The organism is Actinomycetospora straminea (assembly GCF_028737255.1).
Lineage (GTDB): Bacteria > Actinomycetota > Actinomycetes > Mycobacteriales > Pseudonocardiaceae > Actinomycetospora > Actinomycetospora straminea.
The window spans coordinates 168,059-188,288 of the sequence record NZ_JAQZAN010000008.1 but is presented as its reverse complement, the minus strand read 5'-3'; the positions used below and the strand labels follow the sequence as shown (position 1 = coordinate 188,288).

Genomic DNA, 20,230 nt, shown 5'->3' with positions numbered 1-20,230 from the left:
CTCCTCATCTTCCCCGCGGACGGGTCGGAATTGGCACCGTGATCGCCCGCAGAACGCTGGCGCCGGTTGCCGGGGTGTCGTCGGGCCGGTCCCTCTACCCCTCTGGATGAGCCGTATGCGGTTGTGCGGCGTCCCACCCGGGACATCCGGCGGAGAACACTACGGGACGCCGACCGGGCCGACCACCGCGCGACCCGCGCCGAGACGCTCCTCACCACCACGTCGTCGCGACGACCGCCCGTCGCCGCACGGCGAGGCCGTCGGGGGCCCGTGGAACGATGAGGGCGTGAGCCCGTCGAGCACCTCCGACGCCCCGGGGCCGCTGCACCTGGTGGTCGGGGACGAGGGTCTGCTGGTCGAGCGCGCGGTGGCGCGGGCGATCGCCGCCGCGCGCGACGCCGACCCGGCCGTGGAGGTCACCCGCCTCCCGGCCGGCGAGCTCACGGCGGGCGGGCTGAGCGAGCTGGTCAGCCCGTCGCTGTTCGCCGAGTCGCGGGTCGTCGTGGTGGAGAACGGCCACGACGCGGGCGCCGAGGTGACGACGCTGCTGCTCGACTACGCGAAGGCGCCCAGCGACGGCGTCACGCTCGTCGTCGTCCACCGCGGCCCGCCGAAGAGCGCCGGGCGCCGCCCCGCCAGAGGAGCAGCGAAGGGCGGCAAGGGCGGTGGGAAGGGCGACGCGCTGCTCGAGGGCCTGCGCGGCGCCGGCGCGACAGAAGCGTCGGCGGCGTCGCTGTCCGACGACCAGCGCGCCGACTTCGTGCGCACCGAGGTCCGCCAGGCCGGCGGCAAGATCACCGGCGAGGCGCTCGGCCTGCTCATGGACGCCGTCGGCTCGGACCTGCGCGAGCTCGCGGCCGCCGCGTCCCAGCTCGCGTCCGACTCGGGCGGTCACGTCGACGCCGACGCGGTGCGCGCCTTCCACCGCGGCCGCGCCGAGGTGACCGGGTTCGCGGTGGCCGACCGGGCGATGACCGGCGACCGCACCGGCGCGCTGGAGGCCCTGCGCTGGGCGCTCGACACCGGCGTCCCGCACGTCGTCGTCGCCGACGCCCTGGCCGACGGGGTGCGCACCGCCGCGCGGGTCGGGGCCGTCGGCCGCGGCGACCCGTACAGCCTCGCGTCGTCGCTGAAGATGCCGCCGTGGAAGGTCCGTCGGGGTCAGCAGAACGGGCGCGGGTGGTCGGCGGAGGGGCTCGCGCAGGCCATGGGCGTCGTCGCCGACCTCAACGCGGACGTCAAGGGCGCCGCGGCCGACCCGTCGTACGCGCTCGAGCACGCGGTCGAACTCGTCGTCGCGGCGCAGGGGAGCGCCCGGGGACCCGCTCGCCGCTGAGTCGAGCCCCGAGCGACCCGTGATCGTGGGGCCTTTCCTCCCGCTGGACAGCAGCGTGGACGCCACGCTGACAAACCCCCCGCACACGCGACAAGGCCCGCCCCCGGAGCATCGGGGACGGGCCGTGTCGAGCGGAGGGGCCGGTCAGGCCGGGGTCTTGCCCGCCTTGGCGTCGACCGTGAAGCGCTCGGCGCGGTGGGCCATGCGCGACTTCTTGTTCGCCGCCTGGTTCTTGTGGATGACGCCCTTGCTGACGGCCTTGTCGAGCAGGCGGGCGGCCTCGCGCTGCCGCGTGGTGGCCAGCTCCTGGTCACCGGCCTGGACGGCCTCGCGGTAGCGGCGGATCGCGGTCTTGATGCGCGACTTGACCGCCTTGTTGCGCTGGCGCGCCTCCTCGCTCTTGCGGATGCGCTTGACCTGCTGCTTGATGTTCGCCACGGAGTTCTCGGACCTCGTCTGTCGGTGCTGTACGGCTCACGGGAGCGCGCGGGGGCGCTCGACCGCCTCACGCAGTAGGTCGAGGTTACCAACCCCGCACAGCGCGGAAGGTCACCGGGCCTCGTGGGACGATGGAGAGGAGCCGGCCGACCCAGAACGTGAGGATCCCGTTGAGCCAGACCACCCAGCAGTCCGCCAGCAACCCTGGACGGCCGGGCACGAAGGGCTTCGCGGACGAGACGTTCACGCCGCCCGCACAGATCCGCAACTTCTGCATCATCGCCCACATCGACCACGGCAAGTCGACGCTGGCCGACCGGATGCTGCAGATGACGGGCGTGCTGGGCGACCGCGCCTACCGCGCGCAGTACCTCGACCGCATGGACATCGAGCGCGAGCGCGGCATCACGATCAAGGCGCAGAACGTGCGCCTGCCCTGGTACGCCGCGGGCCCCGACGGCGAGATGCGCGACCACGTGCTGCACCTCATCGACACCCCGGGCCACGTCGACTTCACCTACGAGGTCAGCCGCTCGCTGGCCGCGTGCGAGGGCGCGATCCTGCTGGTCGACGCCGCGCAGGGCATCGAGGCGCAGACCCTGGCCAACCTCTACCTGGCCATGGAGCACGACCTCGAGATCATCCCGGTGCTCAACAAGATCGACCTGCCGGCCGCCGAGCCCGAGCGGTACGCCGAGGAGATCGCCCACCTCATCGGCTGCGAGCCCGACGAGGTCCTGCGCATCAGCGCCAAGACCGGCGACGGCGTCGAGGCCGTGCTCGACGAGGTCGTGCGCCGCGTCCCCGCCCCGGTCGGCGACGCCGACGCCCCGGCCCGCGCGATGATCTTCGACTCGGTCTACGACACCTACCGCGGCGTCGTCACCTACATCCGCGTGGTCGACGGCCGGATCACCCCGCGCGAGCGCATCCGCATGATGTCGACGAACGCGGTGCACGAGCTGCTCGAGGTCGGGATCATCTCGCCGGACCAGAAGCCCTGCCAGGGCCTGGGCGTCGGCGAGGTGGGCTACCTCATGACCGGCGTGAAGGACGTCCGCCAGTCCCGCGTCGGCGACACCGTCACCTGGGAGCGCAAGGGCGCCACGGAGCCGCTCGGCGGGTACCGCGACCCGCAGCCGATGGTCTACTCCGGGCTCTACCCCATCGACGGGTCGGACTACCCGATCCTGCGCGACGCGCTGGACCGCCTGCGGCTCAACGACGCGGCCCTGTCCTACGAGCCGGAGACGTCGGCGGCGCTGGGCTTCGGGTTCCGCTGCGGCTTCCTCGGCCTGCTCCACCTCGAGATCACCCGCGACCGCCTCGAGCGCGAGTACGGGCTCGACCTCATCTCCACCGCGCCCAACACCGTCTACCGCGTCGAGCTCGACGACGGCGGCGAGGTGGAGGTCACCAACCCCGCCGAGTGGCCCGAGGGCAAGGTCTCGACGATCTACGAGCCGATCACCAAGGTCTCGGTGCTGGCCCCGTCCGACTTCGTCGGGCCGATCATGGAGCTGTGCCAGTCGCGGCGCGGGTCGCTCGAGGGCATGGACTACCTGTCCGACAGCCGCGTCGAGCTGCGCTACACGATGCCGCTCGCCGAGATCATCTTCGACTTCTTCGACGTCCTGAAGTCGCGCACCCGCGGCTACGCATCGCTGAACTACGAGCCCGCCGGCGAGCAGGCCGCCGACCTGGTCAAGGTCGACATCCTGCTGCAGGGCGAGCCCGTCGACGCCTTCTCGGCGATCGTGCACAAGGACGCGGCCTACGCCTACGGCAACGACATGGCCGGCAAGCTGCGCGAGCTCATCCCGCGCCAGCAGTTCGAGGTGCCGATCCAGGCCGCGATCGGCTCGCGCATCATCGCCCGCGAGACCATCCGCGCGATCCGCAAGGACGTGCTCTCCAAGTGCTACGGCGGGGACATCACCCGCAAGCGCAAGCTGCTCGAGAAGCAGAAGGAGGGCAAGAAGCGGATGAAGACCATCGGGCGGGTCGACGTCCCGCAGGAGGCCTTCGTCGCGGCGCTCTCGACCGACCAGAACGCGGTGGACAAGGCGAAGTCCAAGAAGTAGTCCGGGTCTGGGCGGACCCGCGGTGACCGGCCGGGAATGTCCACTCGCGTAGACTGGTTGTCAACGCCGAGCTGTCGGCCTGGGTGGGACCTCTTCTGCGACCGGTCCGCGGACAGCTCTCGTTGTCCGAGCTCCCTCTCCTGAAAGATCTACGTGACCAACGCTGCTGTCCTGTCCGAGACCGACGTCGAGCTCGTCGACGTGATCTCTCCCTCGACCCCCGAGGCGTCCGACGACGCCGAGGCCACCGACGACCAGCCGACCGGCGAGGACGTCGAGAGCACCGACGAGACCGGCGCGACGCCGGCCTCGGGCTTCGCCGCGCTCGGCGTCGCCGAGCGTCTGCTGCCGACCCTGGTCGAGTCCGGGTTCGACACCCCGACGCCGATCCAGGCCGAGACGATCCCGCTGCTGCTGTCGGGGCGCGACGTCCTGGGCCTCGCGCAGACCGGCACCGGCAAGACCGCCGCGTTCGCGCTGCCGATGCTCTCGGCGATCGACCCGGCGCAGCGGTCGGTGCAGGCCCTCGTCCTGACCCCGACCCGCGAGCTGGCGATCCAGGTCGCCGAGGCGATCGAGCGCCTCGGCGCCGGCGTCCCCGGTCTGAACGTCGTCCAGCTCTACGGCGGCGCGCCCTACGGCCCGCAGTTGCACGGGCTGCGCCGCGGCGGCCAGATCGTCGTCGGCACCCCCGGCCGCATCTCCGACCACCTCGAGAAGGGCACGCTCGACCTCACCGACGTCGCGCACTTCGTGCTCGACGAGGCCGACGAGATGCTGCAGATGGGCTTCCTCGAGGAGGTCGAGCACATCTTCGACCTGCTGCCCGCCGACCGGCAGGTGGCGCTCTTCTCGGCGACGATGCCCGGTGCCATCCGCGAGGTCTCGCGCCGGCACCTCAACGCCCCGGCCGAGGTCTCGATCAAGTCGAGGACCCAGACCGCGGTCAACACCCGCCAGCGCTACGTCGTGCTGCCCGAGCGGCAGAAGGCCGACGCGCTGTCGCGCATCCTGCAGGTCGAGGACTTCGACGCCTGCCTGGTGTTCGTGCGCACGCGCCAGAACACCACCGACGTCACCGAGGCCCTGCACCGCCGCGGCTTCGCGGCCGTCGCGATCTCCGGTGACCTGTCGCAGCCGCAGCGCGAGAAGACGATCGGCGACCTGCGCGCCGGCAAGATCGACGTGCTGGTGGCCACCGACGTCGCCGCCCGCGGCCTCGACGTCGACCGCATCTCGCTCGTCGTCAACCACGACCTGCCGACCGACCCCGAGTCCTACGTGCACCGCATCGGCCGCACCGGGCGGGCCGGGCGCAGCGGCGAGGCCATCTCGTTCGTCACCCGCGGCCAGATCCGCACCATGCGGATGATCGAGGGCGTCACGAAGCAGAAGGCCGAGGAGATGTCGGTGCCGGGCACCGACGAGGTCAACGACGTGCGCAAGCGCCGCTTCGCCGACCGCATCACCGGCACCCTCGACGGCACCGTCGCCGGCGGCGACCCGATGGACGTCTTCCGCGGCATCGTCGGCGACTACGTCGCCGAGACCGGGGTCGACCCGCTGGAGCTGGCGGCGTCGCTGGCCAAGATGGTCCAGGGCGACAAGCCGCTGCTGGTCGAGGACCTGCCCGCCCCGCCGCCGCGCGGCGAGCGTCCCGACCGCAAGGGCCCCAAGCCCGAGCGCGGCCAGGGCCGGGGCAAACCGTCGTGGTCGGTCGGGTCGGGCACCGACACCTACCGCATCGACGTCGGCCACAACCAGCGCGTGCGTCCGGGCGCCATCGTCGGGGCCATCGCCAACGAGGCCGGCCTCGACTCGGCGCACATCGGGCACATCGACATCCGCACCGACCACACGCTGGTCGAGCTGCCCGCCGACGTGCCCGTCCCGGTGGTCAAGCGTCTGCAGCGCGCCCGCGTGGCCGGTCGCCCCATGGGCCTGCGCCGCGCCTCGGGCGAGGAGGCGGCCTCCTCGCGCGGACCCCGCGGTCCCAGGCGCCGCTGACGCCGGCGAGGTCGCGGGAAGCGTTCGCGCACCCGGGTGGTTGACCCCGCTGGAGCAGGGGCACTCACCCGGGGACGCGGCGGAGGTGCAGGCTGGTGCCACGGTCGGTCGTGATCGTCGGGGGCGGACCCCGCGGGACCGGCGTGCTCGAACGCCTCGCGGCGAGCGCGCCCGAGTTCCTGCCCCCGGGTGAGGTGCTCGACGTCCACCTCGTCGACCCCTACCCGCAGGGCGCGGGGCGCATCTGGCGCGAGGACCAGTCGGCGCTGCTGTGGATGAACTCCATGGCCGCCGACGTCACGATGTTCACCGACGACAGCGTGCGCTGCGAGGGCCCCATCGTGCCCGGCCCGTCGCTCTACGAGTGGGCCGTGGCGGTCCGCGACGGCGAGCTGGACGGCGAGACGGTCCCCGACGGCCCCGTCGGCGACGAGCTGCGGGCCCTCGGGCCGGCGACGTTCGCCACCCGGCGCCTGCAGAGCCACTACCTCGACTTCGTCCTGCGCCGCGTCCTCGCGACCCTGCCGCCGCAGGTCCGCGTGCACCGGCACGACGCCCGCGCGGTCGGGCTGCGCCGGGGTGCCCCGGACACGGTCCTCCTCGAGGGCGCCTCCGGCCAGGCCGCCGAGGAACTGCCCGCCCACGTGCTCGTCCTCGCCTCGGGCCACCTCGACGCCGCGCCCACCGAGGACGAGGCCGCGCTGGCCGCGCACGCCGCCGCGCACGGGCTGCGCTACTACCCGCCCGAGCAGACCACCGACTCCGACCTCGACCGCATCCCCGCCGGCGACACCGTCATCGCCCGCGGGATGGGCCTGGCGTTCATCGACCTCGTGGTGCTGCTGTTCGAGGGCCGCGGCGGGCGGTTCCGCGACCGCGGCGACGGCACCCTGGACTACGAGCCCTCCGGCCGCGAGCCCGTCGTGCACGTCGGGTCGGGCCGCGGCGTGCCGTACCACGCGAAGACCGAGTACGCCCTGCGCGGACCGCGGCCGCCGCTGCCGCGCTTCCTCGGCCCCGACGAGATCGCCGCGTTCGTCCGGCGCGGCGACGTCGACCTGCGCCGCGACGTGTGGCCGCTCATGGCCAAGGAGGTCGGCTGGGCGTACTACCACGAGCTCTTCGCCGGTCACCCCGACCGCGTCCGCGGCGTCTGGGACGACTTCGCGCTGCGCTACGCCGAGCTCGACTGGTACACGCCCGCGATGTGGGAGCTCGTCGCCGGGTTCGTCCCCGACCCCACCGACCGGCTCGACTTCGAGCGGATCGACCGCCCGCTCGCCGACGTCTGCGAGTCGGACCTGGCGAGCCTCCAGGAGCGCCTGCGCGGCTACGTGCTCGACGACCTCGCGCGCCACGTCGACGACCGCTACACCGCCGAGCTCGGGGCGTTCGTCGGGCTGCTCAGCGTGTTCGCGCAGGTCGCGGAGCTCGCGGGGACGACGGCGCTGACGCCGCGCTCGCGCGCCCAGGACCTCGCGTGGTGGCAGAACTTCTTCAGCTCGCTCGCCAGCGGGCCGCCCGGACCGCGCCTGCGCCAGCTGCTCGCGCTCTCCCGCGCCGGCTACGTCGTCTTCCTCGGGGCGGGCCTGCGCGTGGAGCCCGTCGACGACGGCTTCCGGGCCACCAGCGCCTCGCTCGACGGCATCGCGGTCACCGCCCCGACGTTCGTCGAGGCGCGCCTGTCCTCGCCGAGCGTGAGCCGCAGCGACGACCCGATGCTCGCCGGCCTGCACGCCGAGGGCCTGCTCGACGAGGAGACCCTGCGCGAGGAGCACACCGACGACGGGGGACAGGCCGTGCACGCCGCCGACGCCGCGGTCGCGCACTCCGGCGCATCGGTGACCCTGCACAACACGGGCCTGGTGCGGGTGCGCACGTCGGACTTCCGCCTCGTCGACGCGCAGGGCCGGCCGGACCCGTGCCGGTTCGCGATCGGACCGCACACCAACGTGCGCCTGCCCGGGGCGTTCACGCGCCCGAACACCAACGCGCTGAGCTTCCGCGCCAACGACGCCCTCGCCCGTGCGGCGCTCGACGTCCTCGCCGCCGGGCTCACCCGCCGCCGCTCGGCCTGATGTGATGGGGCGCGTGGAGCTCCCCGCGCCCGTCCGCGTCACGCTGCCCGACATCACGCTCTCGGTGCTCGACGCCGGGGACGGCCCGGCGGTCCTGCTCCTGCACGGCTTCCCCGACCGCGCCTCGCTGTGGCGCGCGCAGGCCGAGGCGCTCGTCGCCGCCGGGTACCGGGTCATCGCGCCGGACCTGCGCGGCTTCGGCGACAGCGACCGTCCCGACGACGTCGAGGCCTACCGCCTCCACCGCTCGGTGGCCGACGTGCTCGCGCTGCTCGACGACCGCGGCGTCGAGCGCGCCGCGGTCGCCGGGCACGACTTCGGCTCGGTCGTCGGCTGGGCGCTCGCCCTGCGCAGCGACCGCGTCACGCGCTACGCGGCCCTGGCCGTCGGGCACCCCGAGGCGTTCCGGGCCGCGGGCCTCGAGCAGCGCGCCCTGTCCTGGTACATGCTGTGGTTCCGGTTCCCGGGCGTGGCCGAGGAGGTCCTGCCCGCCGACGACTGGGCGCTGTTCCGTCGCTGGCTGCACCGCGGCGTCGACGACGAGCTCACGCGCACCCAGATCGCCGACCTCGCGCGGCCGGGCGCGCTGGTGGCGGGCCTGAACTGGTACCGCGCGAACATCGACCCGCGCACCTTCGTCGACGAGACCCCGCTCGGGCTGCCGCGACTGACGATCCCGGTGCTGGGCATGTACGGCGAGGCGGACCCCGCGCTGGGCGAGGCGCAGATGACCGGGTCGGCGCGGTACCTCGACGGCCCGTTCACCTACGTCCCCGTCCCCGGCGGCGACCACTGGCTCCCCGCCCGCCACCCCGACGCGGTCACCGACGCCCTGCTGGGTGCCTTCGGCAGGTGAGCAGAAAGAAGTGCGGGAGCACTTCTTTCTGCTCACGAGCCCGAAGGGCACCTACCGGGTGAAGACGATCTTGCCGGCCGTGACCCCGTCGAGCATCGACTGGAAGCCGTCCTCGGCCTCGGTCATCGGCAGCTCCTGGCCGATCTCCGGGGCGATGCCCGTGGCGGCGACGAAGTCCAGCAGGTCGCGCAGCTCGGCGAGCGTGCCCATCGTCGAGCCGACCAGGTTCTTCTGCAGGAAGAACATCTGCGCGAGCTCGGCGGGCGGCTGGTTGCCCGACGTCGCGCCCGAGCAGACGATCGTGCCGCCGGGCACGAGCGCGCGGACCGAGTGCTTCCACGTCGCCTCGCCGACGGTCTCGAACACCGCCTGCACCTTGCCGGGCAGCTTCCCGTTCGACTCGAACACCTGGTGCGCGCCCAGCCGCAGGGCCAGCTCGCGCTTCTCGTCGGTGCGCCCGGTCACCCACACCTGCATGCCGGCCGCGCGCCCGAGCTGGATCAGCGCCGTCGACACCCCGCCCGACGCGCCCTGCACCAGCATCGTCTGCCCGCCGCGCAGGCCCGACTTCGTGAACAGCATCCGGTAGGCGGTGAGCCACGCCGTCCCCATGACCGCGCCGGCCGTGGCCGTCATGCCCTCCGGGCGGGGCAGCGCGTTGCGCTTGGGGACCACGACGTAGTCGGCGAAGCTGCCCTGCGCCCACTCGGTGAGCATCTTGCGCTGGGGATCGAGGGTCTCGTCGTCCTTCCAGTCCGGGTCGCCCATGAGCGAGTGCAGGACCACCGGCGTGCCGTCGTCGAGCGTCCCGGCGCCGTCGCAGCCGAGGATCATGGGGAACTGGTCCTCCTTGAGACCCACGCCGCGCAGCGTCCACAGGTCGTGCATGTTGAGGCTCGCCGCCTCGACCTTCACCCGGACCCAGCCGTCCGGGACCTCGGGGTCGGGCCGCTCGCCCACCACGAGGGAGGCGATCGGGTCGTCGGCGTTGGGCTCGGAGGCGTAGACCGCGAACATGTCCCGCAACCTATCCGGGACGGCTCGCGGCACGCCCGATGAGTTCGCGCGCCGCGCGGAGTTGACACCGGTGACGACACCCCGCACCGAGGAGACGACCGTGACCAGCCCCACCGCCACCGGCGCCCGCGCCCCCCTGCCCGGCCTCGACGTCTACTACGAGGACCACGGCACCGGCGACCCGCTCGTGCTGCTCCACGGCGGGGCGCAGACCCTCGACCTCAGCTTCGGCGCCCTCCTCCCGGCGCTCACGCCGCACCGCCGGGTGATCCCGGTGGAGCTGCAGGGCCACGGGCGCACGCCCGACCCCGCGGACCGCGAGATCACGCTCGCGCGGATGGCCGACGACGTCGCGGGGGTCCTCGACCACCTCGGGCTCGCGCGCGCCGACGTGCTCGGCTTCAGCTGGGGCGGGCTCGTGGCGCTGGAGACCGCCGTGCGCCACCCCGACCGCGTCGACCGGCTGGTGCTCGCCGCCGTGCACACCCGCCGCGACGGCTACCACCCCGAGATCCACGACCCGTCGACCTACGCGACGTCCACGCGCATGCCGACCGAGGCCGAGTTCGGCGCCATGGTCGCGGAGTACGAGCGGTACGGGCTGTCCACCTTCGAGCAGGTGGTGACGAAGCTCGACCCGATCGTCACCGCCGAGCAGAACTGGACGCCCGCGCAGCTCGGCGGCGTCGCCGCCCCGACGCTGGTGATGATCGGCGACCACGACTTCGTGCGCGTCGAGCACGCCGTGGCCGTGCAGGAGGCGATCCCGGACGCGGCGCTGGCGGTGCTGCCGCGCACGAAGCACAGCGAGGTGGTGGGCCGGGTCGGGATCGTCGCGCCGATCCTCGAGGACTTCCTGGCCCGCTGACCGGCGCCGGAGGCGCCCGCGTACCGTCGACGGCGTGCTGCGAGCCGTCGCGACCTGGTGGGACGGCGTCGAGCTGTGGCTGACCCAGCTCGACTTCGCCGTCCAGGTCGTCCTCGTCGTGGCCGTGGTCGGGCCGGTGTGCTGGGGCGCGGCCGCGGTCATCGACACCGTCGTCGAACGCTCGGTCGCGGCGCGCCTCGAGGCCGCCGAGCGTCGCGCGCAGCGACGCGCGGACGCCGCCGCGCCGACGACCTCGGAGCCCTGAGTCCCGTGGACCGGCGCACCGCTCGGATCTGGGTCTCGCTGACGTTGATCGCCCTGCTCGTGCTGGTGATCGTCGTCAACCTCGTCTGACGGTCGCTACTCCAGCGGGACCCACGACGGCGTGCGCTTCTCGGCGAACGCGGCCATGCCCTCCTGCCCCTCCTCGGAGGCGAAGAACTCCGAGGACAGCGCGAGCATCGCCTCGAGGTCCTGGGGGAGCTGCTCGCTGCGGTCGCGGCGCAGCATCGCCTTGGTCGCCGCGAGGGCGCGCGGGCCGCCGCGGACCAGCATGTCGGTGTAGCGGGCGACCTCGGCGTCGAGGCCGTCGGCGTCCACCGCACTGTTGATCAGTCCGACGGCGGCGGCGCGGTCGGCGTCGAAGGTCTCGCCGGTGAGCATCAGCTCGTGGGCGGCGCGGGGGAGCAGGCGGGGGAGCACGGTCGCCGAGATGACGGCGGGGACGACGCCGATGCGCACCTCGCTGAACGCGAACGTGGCCTCGCGCGCGGCTACGGCGATGTCGCACGCGGACACCAGGCCGACGCCACCGGCACGTGCCGGGCCGGCGAGCCGGGCGACGACGGGGGTGTCGGAGTACCAGAGCGCGGTGAGGATCGCGGGGAACTCGTTGACCCCCTGGTCGGACGAGCCGGCGCCGCGGGACTCGCGCAGGTCCATGCCCGAGCAGAACACCGACCCGGTGTGGGTGAGGACGATGACGCGCACGGCCTCGTCGTCGATGGCCGTGTCGAGGTGCGCGGTGAGCTCGCGGCGCAGCTGCGCGGACAGGGCGTTGCGGTTGCGCGGCGAGTCGAGGGTGATCGTCGCCGTGCCGCCCGCGACGTCGAGGTGCACCAGTTCGTCGTGCTCGTCAGCCATGGCGGTCACTGTGACACGGGCGGGATCGCCCGCCCGGTGGTGGCGCGCGAGCACGCCCGGTGCGTACGGTCGGCGATCGTGATCGAGGCGCCCTCCACCGTGTGGCACGCGTGGCGCCGTCACGTCGACCTCTGCCGGACCTCCGCCGCGATCTGTCGTCCCTGACCTGCTGACGCGCCCGGGCCCGCTGGCCCGGGCGATCTTCACGCTCGTCAGGAGCCCGACATGTCCGTCGCGTGCCGCGTGGCGCGCCTGCTCGACGACGTCCGTCGCCGCGCGCCGCTGCTCGCCCTCGTCCACTTCTCCTCGCCGATCGCGGGCGTCGTCCCCGGCGAGGTGTCCCGGAGGTATCCCGCATGGCCACCACTCGACCCGGTCCCCGTTTCAGCCCCCGCGGCGCCGCCGTCGCCGAGCTCCTCACCGACCTCGACGCCCTCGTCCGCCGCGAGGTGAGCCGCGACGGCGCCGGCACCGACCATTGGGAGCGTGACGCCGAGCGCATCGCCGCCGAGGTCGCCACGGCGCTCGCGCGGCTGCGCGACGACCTGCGCCGCCACCCCCTGCCCGCCGCGGGCTGATGCGCGCGGTCCCGCCGGTGCCGTTCACACGACGCCGGCACATCGATCACGGGCGCGTGCACGCCCAGGGCTGTCGGTCCTCCTCGCCGACCCGATCGCACCCACCGAGGAGACCTCCTGTGACAACGACCCTGTACCGCCCGACCACCGACTTCAGCGCCCTCCCCACCCCGACCACCGAGCAGGACTGGCTCGAGCGCGCCCGCCTCGTGCGCGACGTGCTCGCGACCGACGCCGCCGCCCGTGACGCGGCCGGCGCGACCCCGTTCGCCGAGGTCGCGCTGCTCAAGGACGCCGGCCTCGTCACCCTGCTCGGGCCGACCGAGCACGGAGGCGGAGGCCAGGAGTGGCCGACCGCCTACCGCGTGATCCGGGAGGTGGCCGCCGGCGACGGCTCGATCGGCCAGCTGCTCGGCTACCACCTGCTGTGGTTCTGGGCGGCCCGCCTGGTGGGCACGCCCGAGCAGATCGCGCACGTCGAGGCCGAGGCGACCCGGCAGCGCTGGTTCTTCGGCGGCGCCGTCAACCCCCGCGACGCCGACGTCGTCATCCGCGACGAGGGCGACGAGATCGTCTTCACCGGCCGCAAGTCGTTCTCGACCGGCAGCACGGTCTCCGACGTGACGGTGCTCGAGGGCGTCCTCGAGGACACCGACACCCACGTGTTCGCGATCGTGCCGTCGGACCAGCCGGCGATCACGTTCCACGACGACTGGGACAACATCGGCCAGCGCCTCACCGAGTCGGGCAGCGTCACGCTCGACGGCGTGCGGGTGCCGTGGAGCGACGCCGCCGGCTTCCGCGACAAGGTCTTCACGCCGCGCACCTACAACACGATGAACGTCCCGACGATCCAGCTCGTGTTCGTCAGCTTCTACCTCGGCATCGCCCGCGGGGCGCTCGAGGAGGCGGCCGGCTACACGCGCACGACCACGCGGGCGTGGCTCCACAGCGGCCGGTCCCACGCCGTCGACGAGCCGTACGTGATCGACACCTACGGCGACCTGACCGCCAAGCTCTGGGCCGCCGAGGCCCTCGCCGACGCGGTCGCGGCGGAGGCACTGCCGATCCACCGCGACCCCGACGCGCTCACCGAGCGGGCCCGGGGGGAGCACGAGGTCCGCGTCGCGGCGGTCAAGGCGCGCGCCACGGACATCGTGCTCGAGGTGACGAGCCGGGTGTTCGAGGTGCTCGGGGCCCGGGCCACCACGTCGTCGCTCGCGTTCGATCGCTTCTGGCGCAACGTGCGGACCCACACCCTGCACGACCCCGTGGCCTACAAGCGCCGCGAGGTCGGCCGGTTCGTGCTGATCGACGAGCTCCCGACGCCGACCTGGTACAGCTGAGCGGGCGCGCCTGACGTGAGCGAACGCGCTGTTCGTTGCGCTAGAAGCAGCGAACAGCGCGTTCGCTGCGTGCTTGTCCGCGTTCGCTGCGTCCGTGGCACCGCCCGCATCACCGCCCGGGCCCCACCGGCCGCCACCGCAGGGGCCGGGGGAGCACGACGATCTTCCCCGTCGCCCGGTCGCCCTCCATGATCGAGTGGGCGTCGCGGATCCGCTCGATCGGGAAGACCTGCCCGAGCGGGACGGTCGCGCGGCCCGCGGCGACGTCGTCGAGGAAGCCCTGCAGCACGGACGCGGGGAGGTCGGTGGCCTCGCCACCGTAGGCGGTGAGCCGGACCCCGCGCGGCAGGTAGTCGATGGGGTAGAAATCCGGCACCGTCCACTCGTTCGACAGCATGCCGGCGAAGCAGACGACACCGTGGCGGCGGGTCGCGCGCAGGGTGTCGGGCAGCGTCGGGGTGCCGACGAGCTCGAGCGCGGTGTCGACGCCGTCGCCGAGCACGGCGTGGACCTGCGCGGCGACCTCCCCGTCGTCGACGAGCACGTGGTCGACGCCGAGCGCGCGCAGCCGCTCCGCCTTGGCCGCGGAGCGGGTCGTCGCGAGGACGGTCAGGCCCCGGGCCTTGGCGAGCACGGCCGCCGCCATCCCCACCGACGACGTCCCGCCCCGGACCAGCAGCGACTGCCCGGGCCGGACGTCGAGCCCGTCGGTCAGCGCGCCGTGGGCGGTCTGCAGCATCTCGGGCACCGCGCCGATGGTGGGCCAGGGCAGGTCGCTGTAGAACGCGATGACCTGCGACGCGGGCACGCAGGTGTACTCGGCGTAGCCGCCGTCGAACGTGCGGCCCATCCCGCCCATCATCGTGACGACCTGCTGCCCGGGCACGAACTCCCCGCCCGGGCACACCGCCACCACGCCCGCCGCCTCGATGCCGGGCACGCGCGGGAACGTCACGCCCTCCGCGAGCCCGAGGCGGGTGTGCAGCTCGGAGCGGTTGATGCCGAACGCCTTGACCGCGATGAGCACCTGGCCGGGCTCGGGCTCCGGGACGATCAGGTCCTTGATCTGCAGGGCGGTCAGGTCGCCCGGCCCGCTGAGCACCACCGCGCGCATCCTCGCCACGGGAGCTGATCCTGCCGCCGGGCGCGGATCGCGGGAAGCGACTCAGACGCACTCGGCGAGCAGGCGCACGACGTCGTCCCACGCCCGCTGCGCGTGCCGCGCGTGGTGGCCGACGCCGGGCAGCACCGTCTGGCCGTACGACCCGTCGGCGGCGATCGAGCCGTCCGGGTTCGTCGGCGGGTGGTGGAACGCGTGCTGGGCGCCGCCGTAGACCACGAGGCGCCAGTCGACGCCCGCCTCCTGCATCTCGGTGGTGAAGGCCTCGCGCTGCGCCGGCGCCTGGATGGGGTCCTCCGACCCGACGCCGGCCCACACCGGGCAGCGGATGTTCGCCGCCTCCCCGGGACGGCCCGTGATGAGCCCGTTGACCGTCGCGATGGCGCGCAGCGGGACGCCGGCGCGCCCGAGCTCCAGCCCGATCGCGCCCCCGGTGCCGTAGCCGATCGCGGCGACGCGGTCGGGGTCGGTCCGGGGCTCGGCGAGCAGCACGTCGAGCGCCGACCGCCCGATGTCGCGCAGCCGCTCGGGGTCGCCGAGCAGCGGCATCACCCGCGCCAGCATCTCCTGGGGGTCGTCGAACCAGCGTCCGCCGTGGATGTCGAACGCCAGCGCGACGTACCCGTGCTCGGCGAGCGCGTCGGCCCGGCGCCGCTGGAACGCGTTGAGCCCCGGCCCCTCGGGCCCGATCAGCACCGCGGGACGCCGGCCGTCGCCTGCCGGCAGCGCGAGGTGGGAGACCATCTCCAGCCCGTCGGCCGGGTGGGAGACCGAGCGCGTCGTCACCGTCATGGCCCGGACGCTAGGGACCGGAGGCCCCGTCCGGGGCCGTGTTCGCGACCGGCGGACGGCGGCCGCTCACGCGCCGGCGTAGGCGCCCGCGTCGCCCTCGACCGCGATGCTGCGCCGCCCGTCGACCGACACCGGGACGTCGCCCGCCACCGTCACGCGGTGCATCTTGCGGGGCAGGTCGTCGTAGTCGTCGACGGCGTAGTGCTGGGTGGCGCGGTTGTCCCACACGGCGAAGTCGCCGGGTGACCAGCGCCAGCGCACGATGTTCTCCTGCCGGGTGATGTGCCGCTGGTAGAGCGCGAGCAGGTCGCGGCTGTCCTGGCCGTTGACACCGAGGATGCGCGACACGAACTGCCCGAGCTGCAGGACCCGCTCGCCGGTCTCGGGGTGCACGCGCACGACCGGGTGGTGGGTGCGGTAGACGGTCGCGGTGAACTCCTGGTGGTAGGCCGCGGTGGCGCCCGTCGGGCCCTCGGTGGCGTGGGTGGTCGCGTAGTCGTAGTCGTTCGAGTGCTCGGCCCACAGCCCGTCGGCCAGCGAGCGCAGTCCCGCGGGCAGCTTCGCGTAGGCCCGGGCCGTGTCGGCGAAGAGGGTGTCCCCGCCGAAGGGCGGGAGGACCACCGCGCGCAGGGTCGTGAAGGCCGGCGGGCGGTCGACGAACGTGACGTCGGTGTGCCAGCTGTTGGCCTTGTTGCCGTGCTCGGAGTCGACGGGCAGGATCGCCGCCTCCTCCTGGCCACCGGTGATCGTCGGGTGCGCGGTGGTCAACGGGCCGAGCCGGCGGACGAACCCGGCGTGCGCGCGGTCGTCGAGGTGGTCCTGGCCGCGGAAGACCACGAGCTTGTGCTCGAGGATCGCGGCGCGGATGTCGGCGACGTCGGCGTCGGGCAGGTCCGGCCCGAGCCGGATGCCGGTGATCTCGGCGCCGAGGGAGCCGGCGACGCGCCGGATGTCGGTGGAGGTGGTGACGGACACGGGTGCTCCTCGCACAGCAGGGGGTGCCGCTCCCGGCGCGAGCGCGCGGCATCGCGCTCCGGGGCGGAGGGGGATCGATCGACGCGGATGGAGCGTCAGCGTCGACACAGCGCGCTGGCGAGGCGCACGAGATCCACGTGGCGCCGGACCGTGAGCCGGACCGGCGTGAGCGACCGGGCGCCGTGGGGGAGCAGGGACCGATGCACGGACCGCTCACCTCTTCTCGCTCGCGCCGTCGCCCACCAACCTCAACACACGGGCCGGCGGGCGACAAGCCGGAGCGACCGCGTCACCTCACACCGCGGCGGGCAGCTCCGCGCGCGTCCAGTTGTTCACGAACTCCAGGCCCGAGCGCTGGAAGAGCTGCGTCACGGGGCAGCGGCGCTCGGTCTCCGAGATCAGCGTGGCGAACTGCTCCTCGCTGGCGTCGGTCTCGACGGTGGCGCGGACCTCGACCCGGTCGAAGTTCGCGTTGCCCTCGGCGCCGCCGACGAGGACGGCGGTGTCCAGGTCGCCCTGGATGTCGAAGGTCCACTGGCCGAGCTGAATGCCGAGGTCCTTGGCGACGAGGCTGGCGGTGACCTGGTTGCACGAGGTCAGCGAACCGAGCGCGTAGAACAGCGGGCTCGGGGCGGCGTCGGCGCCGCCGAACGCGGGGTAGGCGTCGGTGGTGAAGACGTGACCGCCGGCGGTGAGCTCCTGCGCGACACCGGTGCCCTCGCCGTGGACGGCGAACGGGACGACGGTCTCCTTGGGGTGCAGAGCCATGGACGAACCTCTCTGGGGGCGTGGGGCAGCACGCGGGCACGCGACGGCCCGGGTCGTGCCGGGGGAGGAGAGACGTGAGCGGGTCAGCCGCGACGACACGTGGTCGTCGCGAGCCGGCAGAGGTCGACGTGCAGTCGTCGCACCAGCGGGCTCACGCTCCTGTTCCTACCCGATGGCGCGCAACCGGACCAGCCGGAGAGCGCACGATCACCCACGCACCGTGTCCAGCGCGGCCGCGAGGTCGGCGACGAGGTCGTCGGGGTCCTCGAGGCCGACCGAGAAACGCAGGTGCCCGTAGCGGCGGAACTCCTCGGGCCAGCGCGCGGCCCGCGCGCCGCTGGTGCCGACGTGCACGATGAGGCTCTCGTCGTGGCCCAGCGACACCGCCGAGGTGACGACGCGCAGGTCGGCGACGAACCGGTTCTGCAGGTCGGCGTCCCCGTCGAGGGCGAAGGCCATCATCCAGCCGTACCCGCGCCCGCCGAGCTGCCGCGTCGCCAGCGCGTGCTGGGGGTGGTCGGGCAGGCCGGGGTAGGTCACGTAGGCGACGCTCGGGTGGCCGGCGAGGAACTCCGCGACCCGCTGCGCCGAGGTGACGTGCTGGCGCAGGCGCAGTGGCAGGGTGATCGCGCCGCGGGAGATCAGCCAGGCGTTGAACGGCGACACCACGCCGCCGACGTCGACCATCGCCTCGGCCCGGATCGCGTCGATGTGCTCGCGGGCGCCGACCACCACGCCGCCCATCGCGTCGCCGTGCCCGTTGATGACCTTGGTGAGCGAGTGCACGACGAGGTCGGCCCCGTCGGCCAGCGGCCGGTAGAGCGGGGGCGGGGTGAACGTGGAGTCCACCGACAGCAGCGCCCCGCCGGCGTGCGCGATCTCCGCCACGGCCGCGACGTCGCACACCCGCGTCGTCGGGTTGGCGATGACCTCGGTGTGCACCAGCTTCGTGTTCGCGCGCATCGCCGCGCGCACGGCGTCGGGGTCGCTGGTGTCGACGAACGTGGCCTCGACGCCGTAGCGCGCCGGGAGGATGTCGGCGAACAGGCGCCAGCTCGCCTCGTAGGTGACGTCGGAGACCACCGCGTGGTCGCCCGTGCGCAGGAACGTGAAGAACACCCCGTGCAGCGCGGCCACGCCCGTGGCGAGCACGACGGCGTCCTCGCCGCCCTCGAGGAGCGCGAGCTTGTGCTGCAGCGCGCGCTGGTTGGCCCCGGTGTTGCGGGTGTAGAGCGGCACGTCGAACCCCGACCACGACAGCTCCTCGGGGTTCTCCGGCAGCGCGTAGGAGTTCGCCATGACGATCGGCGTGCGGATCGCCCCGCTGCCCGCGTCCACGGCGTTGCCGGCGTGCACGGCCTGGGTCGCGAACCCGAGGGTGTCGGGGTGGTGCCTGTCGGGGCGGGTCACGCCGGCGATCGTGTCACCCACGGCGCGCGGCCTACGCCTCCACGCTGACCGCGGCGACGGTGGTGGGGGAGGGGCGCAGGCCGAGGTGCTCGCGCAGGGTCGCGCCCTCGTACTCGGTGCGGAACGAGCCCTTCTCCTGCAGCAGCGGCACGACCTGGTCGACGAACGGGTCCATCCCGCCCGGCGTGATGTGCGGGACCAGTACGAACCCGTCCGAGGCGTCGGACTGCACGAACTCGTCGATGGTGTCCGCGACCCGCTGCGGGGTGCCGACGAACGTGTGCCGCCCGTTCTTGCGGATGACGACCTCGCGCAGCGACAGGCCCTCCCGCTCGCCGAGCTCGCGCCACTCGCGCGCCGTCGCCACCGGGTCCCGGTACATCCGCACGCTCGCGCGACCCTTGGAGATGTGCCCGCCGGAGTCGACGTCGTCGTCGGTCTTCGGGTCGAACGACGGCACCGGGCCGTCGGGGTCGACGTCGGACAGGTCGCGGTTCCAGACCTGCTCGGCGAACGCGATCGCCGTCGCCGGCCCGACCTGCTGGTACTGGACCTGCCGCGCGTTCTCCGCGGCCTCGGACTCGGTGGCCCCCAGCACGAACGTCGCCGCCGGCAGGATCTTGAGGTCCTCGGGGCGCCGGCCGAACTTCGCGAGCCGCGCCTTGACGTCGGCGTAGAACTCCTGGCCGGCCTCCAGCTCGGCGTGCCGGGTGAAGATCGCGTCCGCGCTCGAGGCGGCGAACTCGCGACCCTCCTCGGAGTCGCCGGCCTGGATGATCACCGGGCGACCCTGCGGGCTGCGCGGCACCGGGAAGCGCCCGGAGATGTCGAACTGGTCCGAGCGGATCGCGAACCGCCCCGCGTCCCCGTGCCGCAGGAACCGCCCGGACGCCGCGTCGGCGAGCACCTCGTCGGCGTCCCACGAGTCCCACAGCGCCTGCGCCGTGGAGAGCATCTCCTGGGCGCGCAGGTAGCGCTTGTCCTTGGGCAGGTAGCCGCCGCGGCGGAAGTTCTCGCCGGTGAACTCGTCCCAGCTGGTCACGACGTTCCACGCCGCGCGCCCGCCGGAGAGGTGGTCGAGCGTCGCGAGCTTGCGGGCGACGTCGAGCGGCTCGTTGAACGTCGAGTTCACGGTGCCGGCCAGCCCGATGTGCTCGGTGACGGCGGCGAGGGCCTGCAGGATCGCGACGTTGTCGGGACGCCCCATGACGTCGAGGTCGTAGATGCGCCCGCCCTGCTCGCGCAACCGCAGGCCCTCGGCGAGGAACAGGAAGTCGAACTTCCCGCGCTCCGCGGCCTGCGCGAAGCGGCGGAACGACTCGAACTCGATGTGGCTGCCCGACGCCGGGTCGCTCCAGACCGTCGTGTTGTTGACGCCGGGGAAGTGGGCGGCGAGGTGGATCTGCTTCGGCAC

Annotated in this window: 19 protein-coding genes and 1 riboswitch; of the genes, 9 read left to right on the top strand and 10 right to left on the bottom strand. The window is 73.5% G+C overall.

What is annotated here, in order from left to right:
* Position 1: 1 nt before the first annotated feature.
* Positions 2–113: riboswitch (SAM riboswitch) on the bottom strand.
* A 173-nt stretch (positions 114–286) separates the two neighbouring features.
* A complete protein-coding gene (gene holA / locus PH190_RS13670; RefSeq protein WP_274232064.1) occupies positions 287–1,336 on the top strand; it encodes a DNA polymerase III subunit delta in 1,050 nt (349 codons plus the stop codon).
* Positions 1,337–1,480: 144 nt separating this feature from the next.
* On the opposite strand, the gene rpsT is transcribed toward holA, so the two are convergent.
* Positions 1,481–1,774 carry a 30S ribosomal protein S20 gene (gene rpsT, locus PH190_RS13665; protein ID WP_274232063.1) on the bottom strand — a complete coding sequence of 98 codons (294 nt, stop codon included), beginning with the start codon at positions 1,772–1,774 and terminating at the stop codon, positions 1,481–1,483.
* 170 nt (positions 1,775–1,944) lie between these two features.
* On the opposite strand from rpsT, the gene lepA reads away from it, so the two are divergent.
* From lepA to PH190_RS13645, 4 genes are all read left to right on the top strand, one after another.
* Positions 1,945–3,858, top strand: coding sequence for a translation elongation factor 4 (gene lepA / locus PH190_RS13660; protein ID WP_274232062.1), 1,914 nt, complete (start codon positions 1,945–1,947; stop codon positions 3,856–3,858).
* A gap of 153 nt (positions 3,859–4,011) precedes the next feature.
* Positions 4,012–5,865 (top strand): DEAD/DEAH box helicase, encoded by a 1,854-nt coding sequence (locus PH190_RS13655; protein WP_274232061.1) that lies wholly within the window; start codon positions 4,012–4,014, stop codon positions 5,863–5,865.
* Between the two features lie 95 nt (positions 5,866–5,960).
* A complete protein-coding gene (locus PH190_RS13650) occupies positions 5,961–7,943 on the top strand; it encodes an FAD/NAD(P)-binding protein (protein ID WP_274232060.1) in 1,983 nt (660 codons plus the stop codon).
* Positions 7,944–7,956: 13 nt separating this feature from the next.
* A complete protein-coding gene (locus tag PH190_RS13645) occupies positions 7,957–8,799 on the top strand; it encodes an alpha/beta fold hydrolase (RefSeq protein WP_274232059.1) in 843 nt (280 codons plus the stop codon).
* A 51-nt stretch (positions 8,800–8,850) separates the two neighbouring features.
* On the opposite strand, the gene PH190_RS13640 is transcribed toward PH190_RS13645, so the two are convergent.
* Positions 8,851–9,816 carry a quinone oxidoreductase family protein gene (locus PH190_RS13640; protein WP_274232058.1) on the bottom strand — a complete coding sequence of 322 codons (966 nt, stop codon included), beginning with the start codon at positions 9,814–9,816 and terminating at the stop codon, positions 8,851–8,853.
* A 100-nt stretch (positions 9,817–9,916) separates the two neighbouring features.
* On the opposite strand from PH190_RS13640, the gene PH190_RS13635 reads away from it, so the two are divergent.
* Entirely contained in the window at positions 9,917–10,684 is a 768-nt protein-coding gene (locus tag PH190_RS13635; protein WP_274232057.1) for an alpha/beta fold hydrolase, read from the top strand.
* 34 nt (positions 10,685–10,718) lie between these two features.
* Positions 10,719–10,949, top strand: a complete 231-nt coding sequence (locus tag PH190_RS13630) for a hypothetical protein (RefSeq protein WP_274232056.1) — start codon at positions 10,719–10,721, stop codon at positions 10,947–10,949.
* Positions 10,950–11,044: 95 nt separating this feature from the next.
* Here the strand turns inward: PH190_RS13630 and PH190_RS13625 are convergent, their stop codons facing one another.
* On the bottom strand, positions 11,045–11,827 hold the full coding sequence (locus PH190_RS13625; RefSeq protein ID WP_274232055.1) for an enoyl-CoA hydratase-related protein: 783 nt from the start codon (positions 11,825–11,827) through the stop codon (positions 11,045–11,047).
* A gap of 356 nt (positions 11,828–12,183) precedes the next feature.
* On the opposite strand from PH190_RS13625, the gene PH190_RS13620 reads away from it, so the two are divergent.
* Positions 12,184–12,405, top strand: coding sequence for a hypothetical protein (locus tag PH190_RS13620; RefSeq protein WP_274232054.1), 222 nt, complete (start codon positions 12,184–12,186; stop codon positions 12,403–12,405).
* Positions 12,406–12,536: 131 nt separating this feature from the next.
* On the top strand, positions 12,537–13,751 hold the full coding sequence (locus PH190_RS13615; RefSeq protein WP_274232103.1) for an acyl-CoA dehydrogenase family protein: 1,215 nt from the start codon (positions 12,537–12,539) through the stop codon (positions 13,749–13,751).
* Positions 13,752–13,860: 109 nt separating this feature from the next.
* On the opposite strand, the gene PH190_RS13610 is transcribed toward PH190_RS13615, so the two are convergent.
* The 7 genes from PH190_RS13610 to PH190_RS13585 form a co-directional block, all read right to left on the bottom strand.
* Entirely contained in the window at positions 13,861–14,865 is a 1,005-nt protein-coding gene (locus PH190_RS13610; RefSeq protein ID WP_274232102.1) for a zinc-binding alcohol dehydrogenase family protein, read from the bottom strand.
* 51 nt (positions 14,866–14,916) lie between these two features.
* Entirely contained in the window at positions 14,917–15,663 is a 747-nt protein-coding gene (locus tag PH190_RS13605) for a dienelactone hydrolase family protein (RefSeq protein ID WP_274232053.1), read from the bottom strand.
* Positions 15,664–15,729: 66 nt separating this feature from the next.
* A complete protein-coding gene (locus PH190_RS13600; RefSeq protein ID WP_274232052.1) occupies positions 15,730–16,638 on the bottom strand; it encodes a TauD/TfdA dioxygenase family protein in 909 nt (302 codons plus the stop codon).
* 95 nt (positions 16,639–16,733) lie between these two features.
* Positions 16,734–16,844 carry a putative leader peptide gene (locus PH190_RS30790; RefSeq protein ID WP_420791647.1) on the bottom strand — a complete coding sequence of 37 codons (111 nt, stop codon included), beginning with the start codon at positions 16,842–16,844 and terminating at the stop codon, positions 16,734–16,736.
* Between the two features lie 88 nt (positions 16,845–16,932).
* Positions 16,933–17,406 (bottom strand): OsmC family protein, encoded by a 474-nt coding sequence (locus PH190_RS13595; RefSeq protein ID WP_274232051.1) that lies wholly within the window; start codon positions 17,404–17,406, stop codon positions 16,933–16,935.
* A 207-nt stretch (positions 17,407–17,613) separates the two neighbouring features.
* Complete coding sequence (locus tag PH190_RS13590) at positions 17,614–18,816, bottom strand: trans-sulfuration enzyme family protein (RefSeq protein WP_274232050.1); 1,203 nt, start codon at positions 18,814–18,816, stop codon at positions 17,614–17,616.
* A gap of 31 nt (positions 18,817–18,847) precedes the next feature.
* A complete protein-coding gene (locus PH190_RS13585) occupies positions 18,848–20,230 on the bottom strand; it encodes an NtaA/DmoA family FMN-dependent monooxygenase (RefSeq protein WP_274232049.1) in 1,383 nt (460 codons plus the stop codon).

Coding starts and splice junctions, on each gene's coding strand:
- PH190_RS13640 (WP_274232058.1), bottom strand. CDS start 9,816: ATGTTCGCGGTCTACGCCTCCGAGCCCAACGCCGACGACCCGATCGCC.
- PH190_RS13625 (WP_274232055.1), bottom strand. CDS start 11,827: ATGGCTGACGAGCACGACGAACTGGTGCACCTCGACGTCGCGGGCGGC.
- PH190_RS13620 (WP_274232054.1), top strand. CDS start 12,184: ATGGCCACCACTCGACCCGGTCCCCGTTTCAGCCCCCGCGGCGCCGCC.
- PH190_RS13610 (WP_274232102.1), bottom strand. CDS start 14,865: ATGCGCGCGGTGGTGCTCAGCGGGCCGGGCGACCTGACCGCCCTGCAG.
- PH190_RS13605 (WP_274232053.1), bottom strand. CDS start 15,663: ATGACGGTGACGACGCGCTCGGTCTCCCACCCGGCCGACGGGCTGGAG.
- PH190_RS13595 (WP_274232051.1), bottom strand. CDS start 17,406: ATGGCTCTGCACCCCAAGGAGACCGTCGTCCCGTTCGCCGTCCACGGC.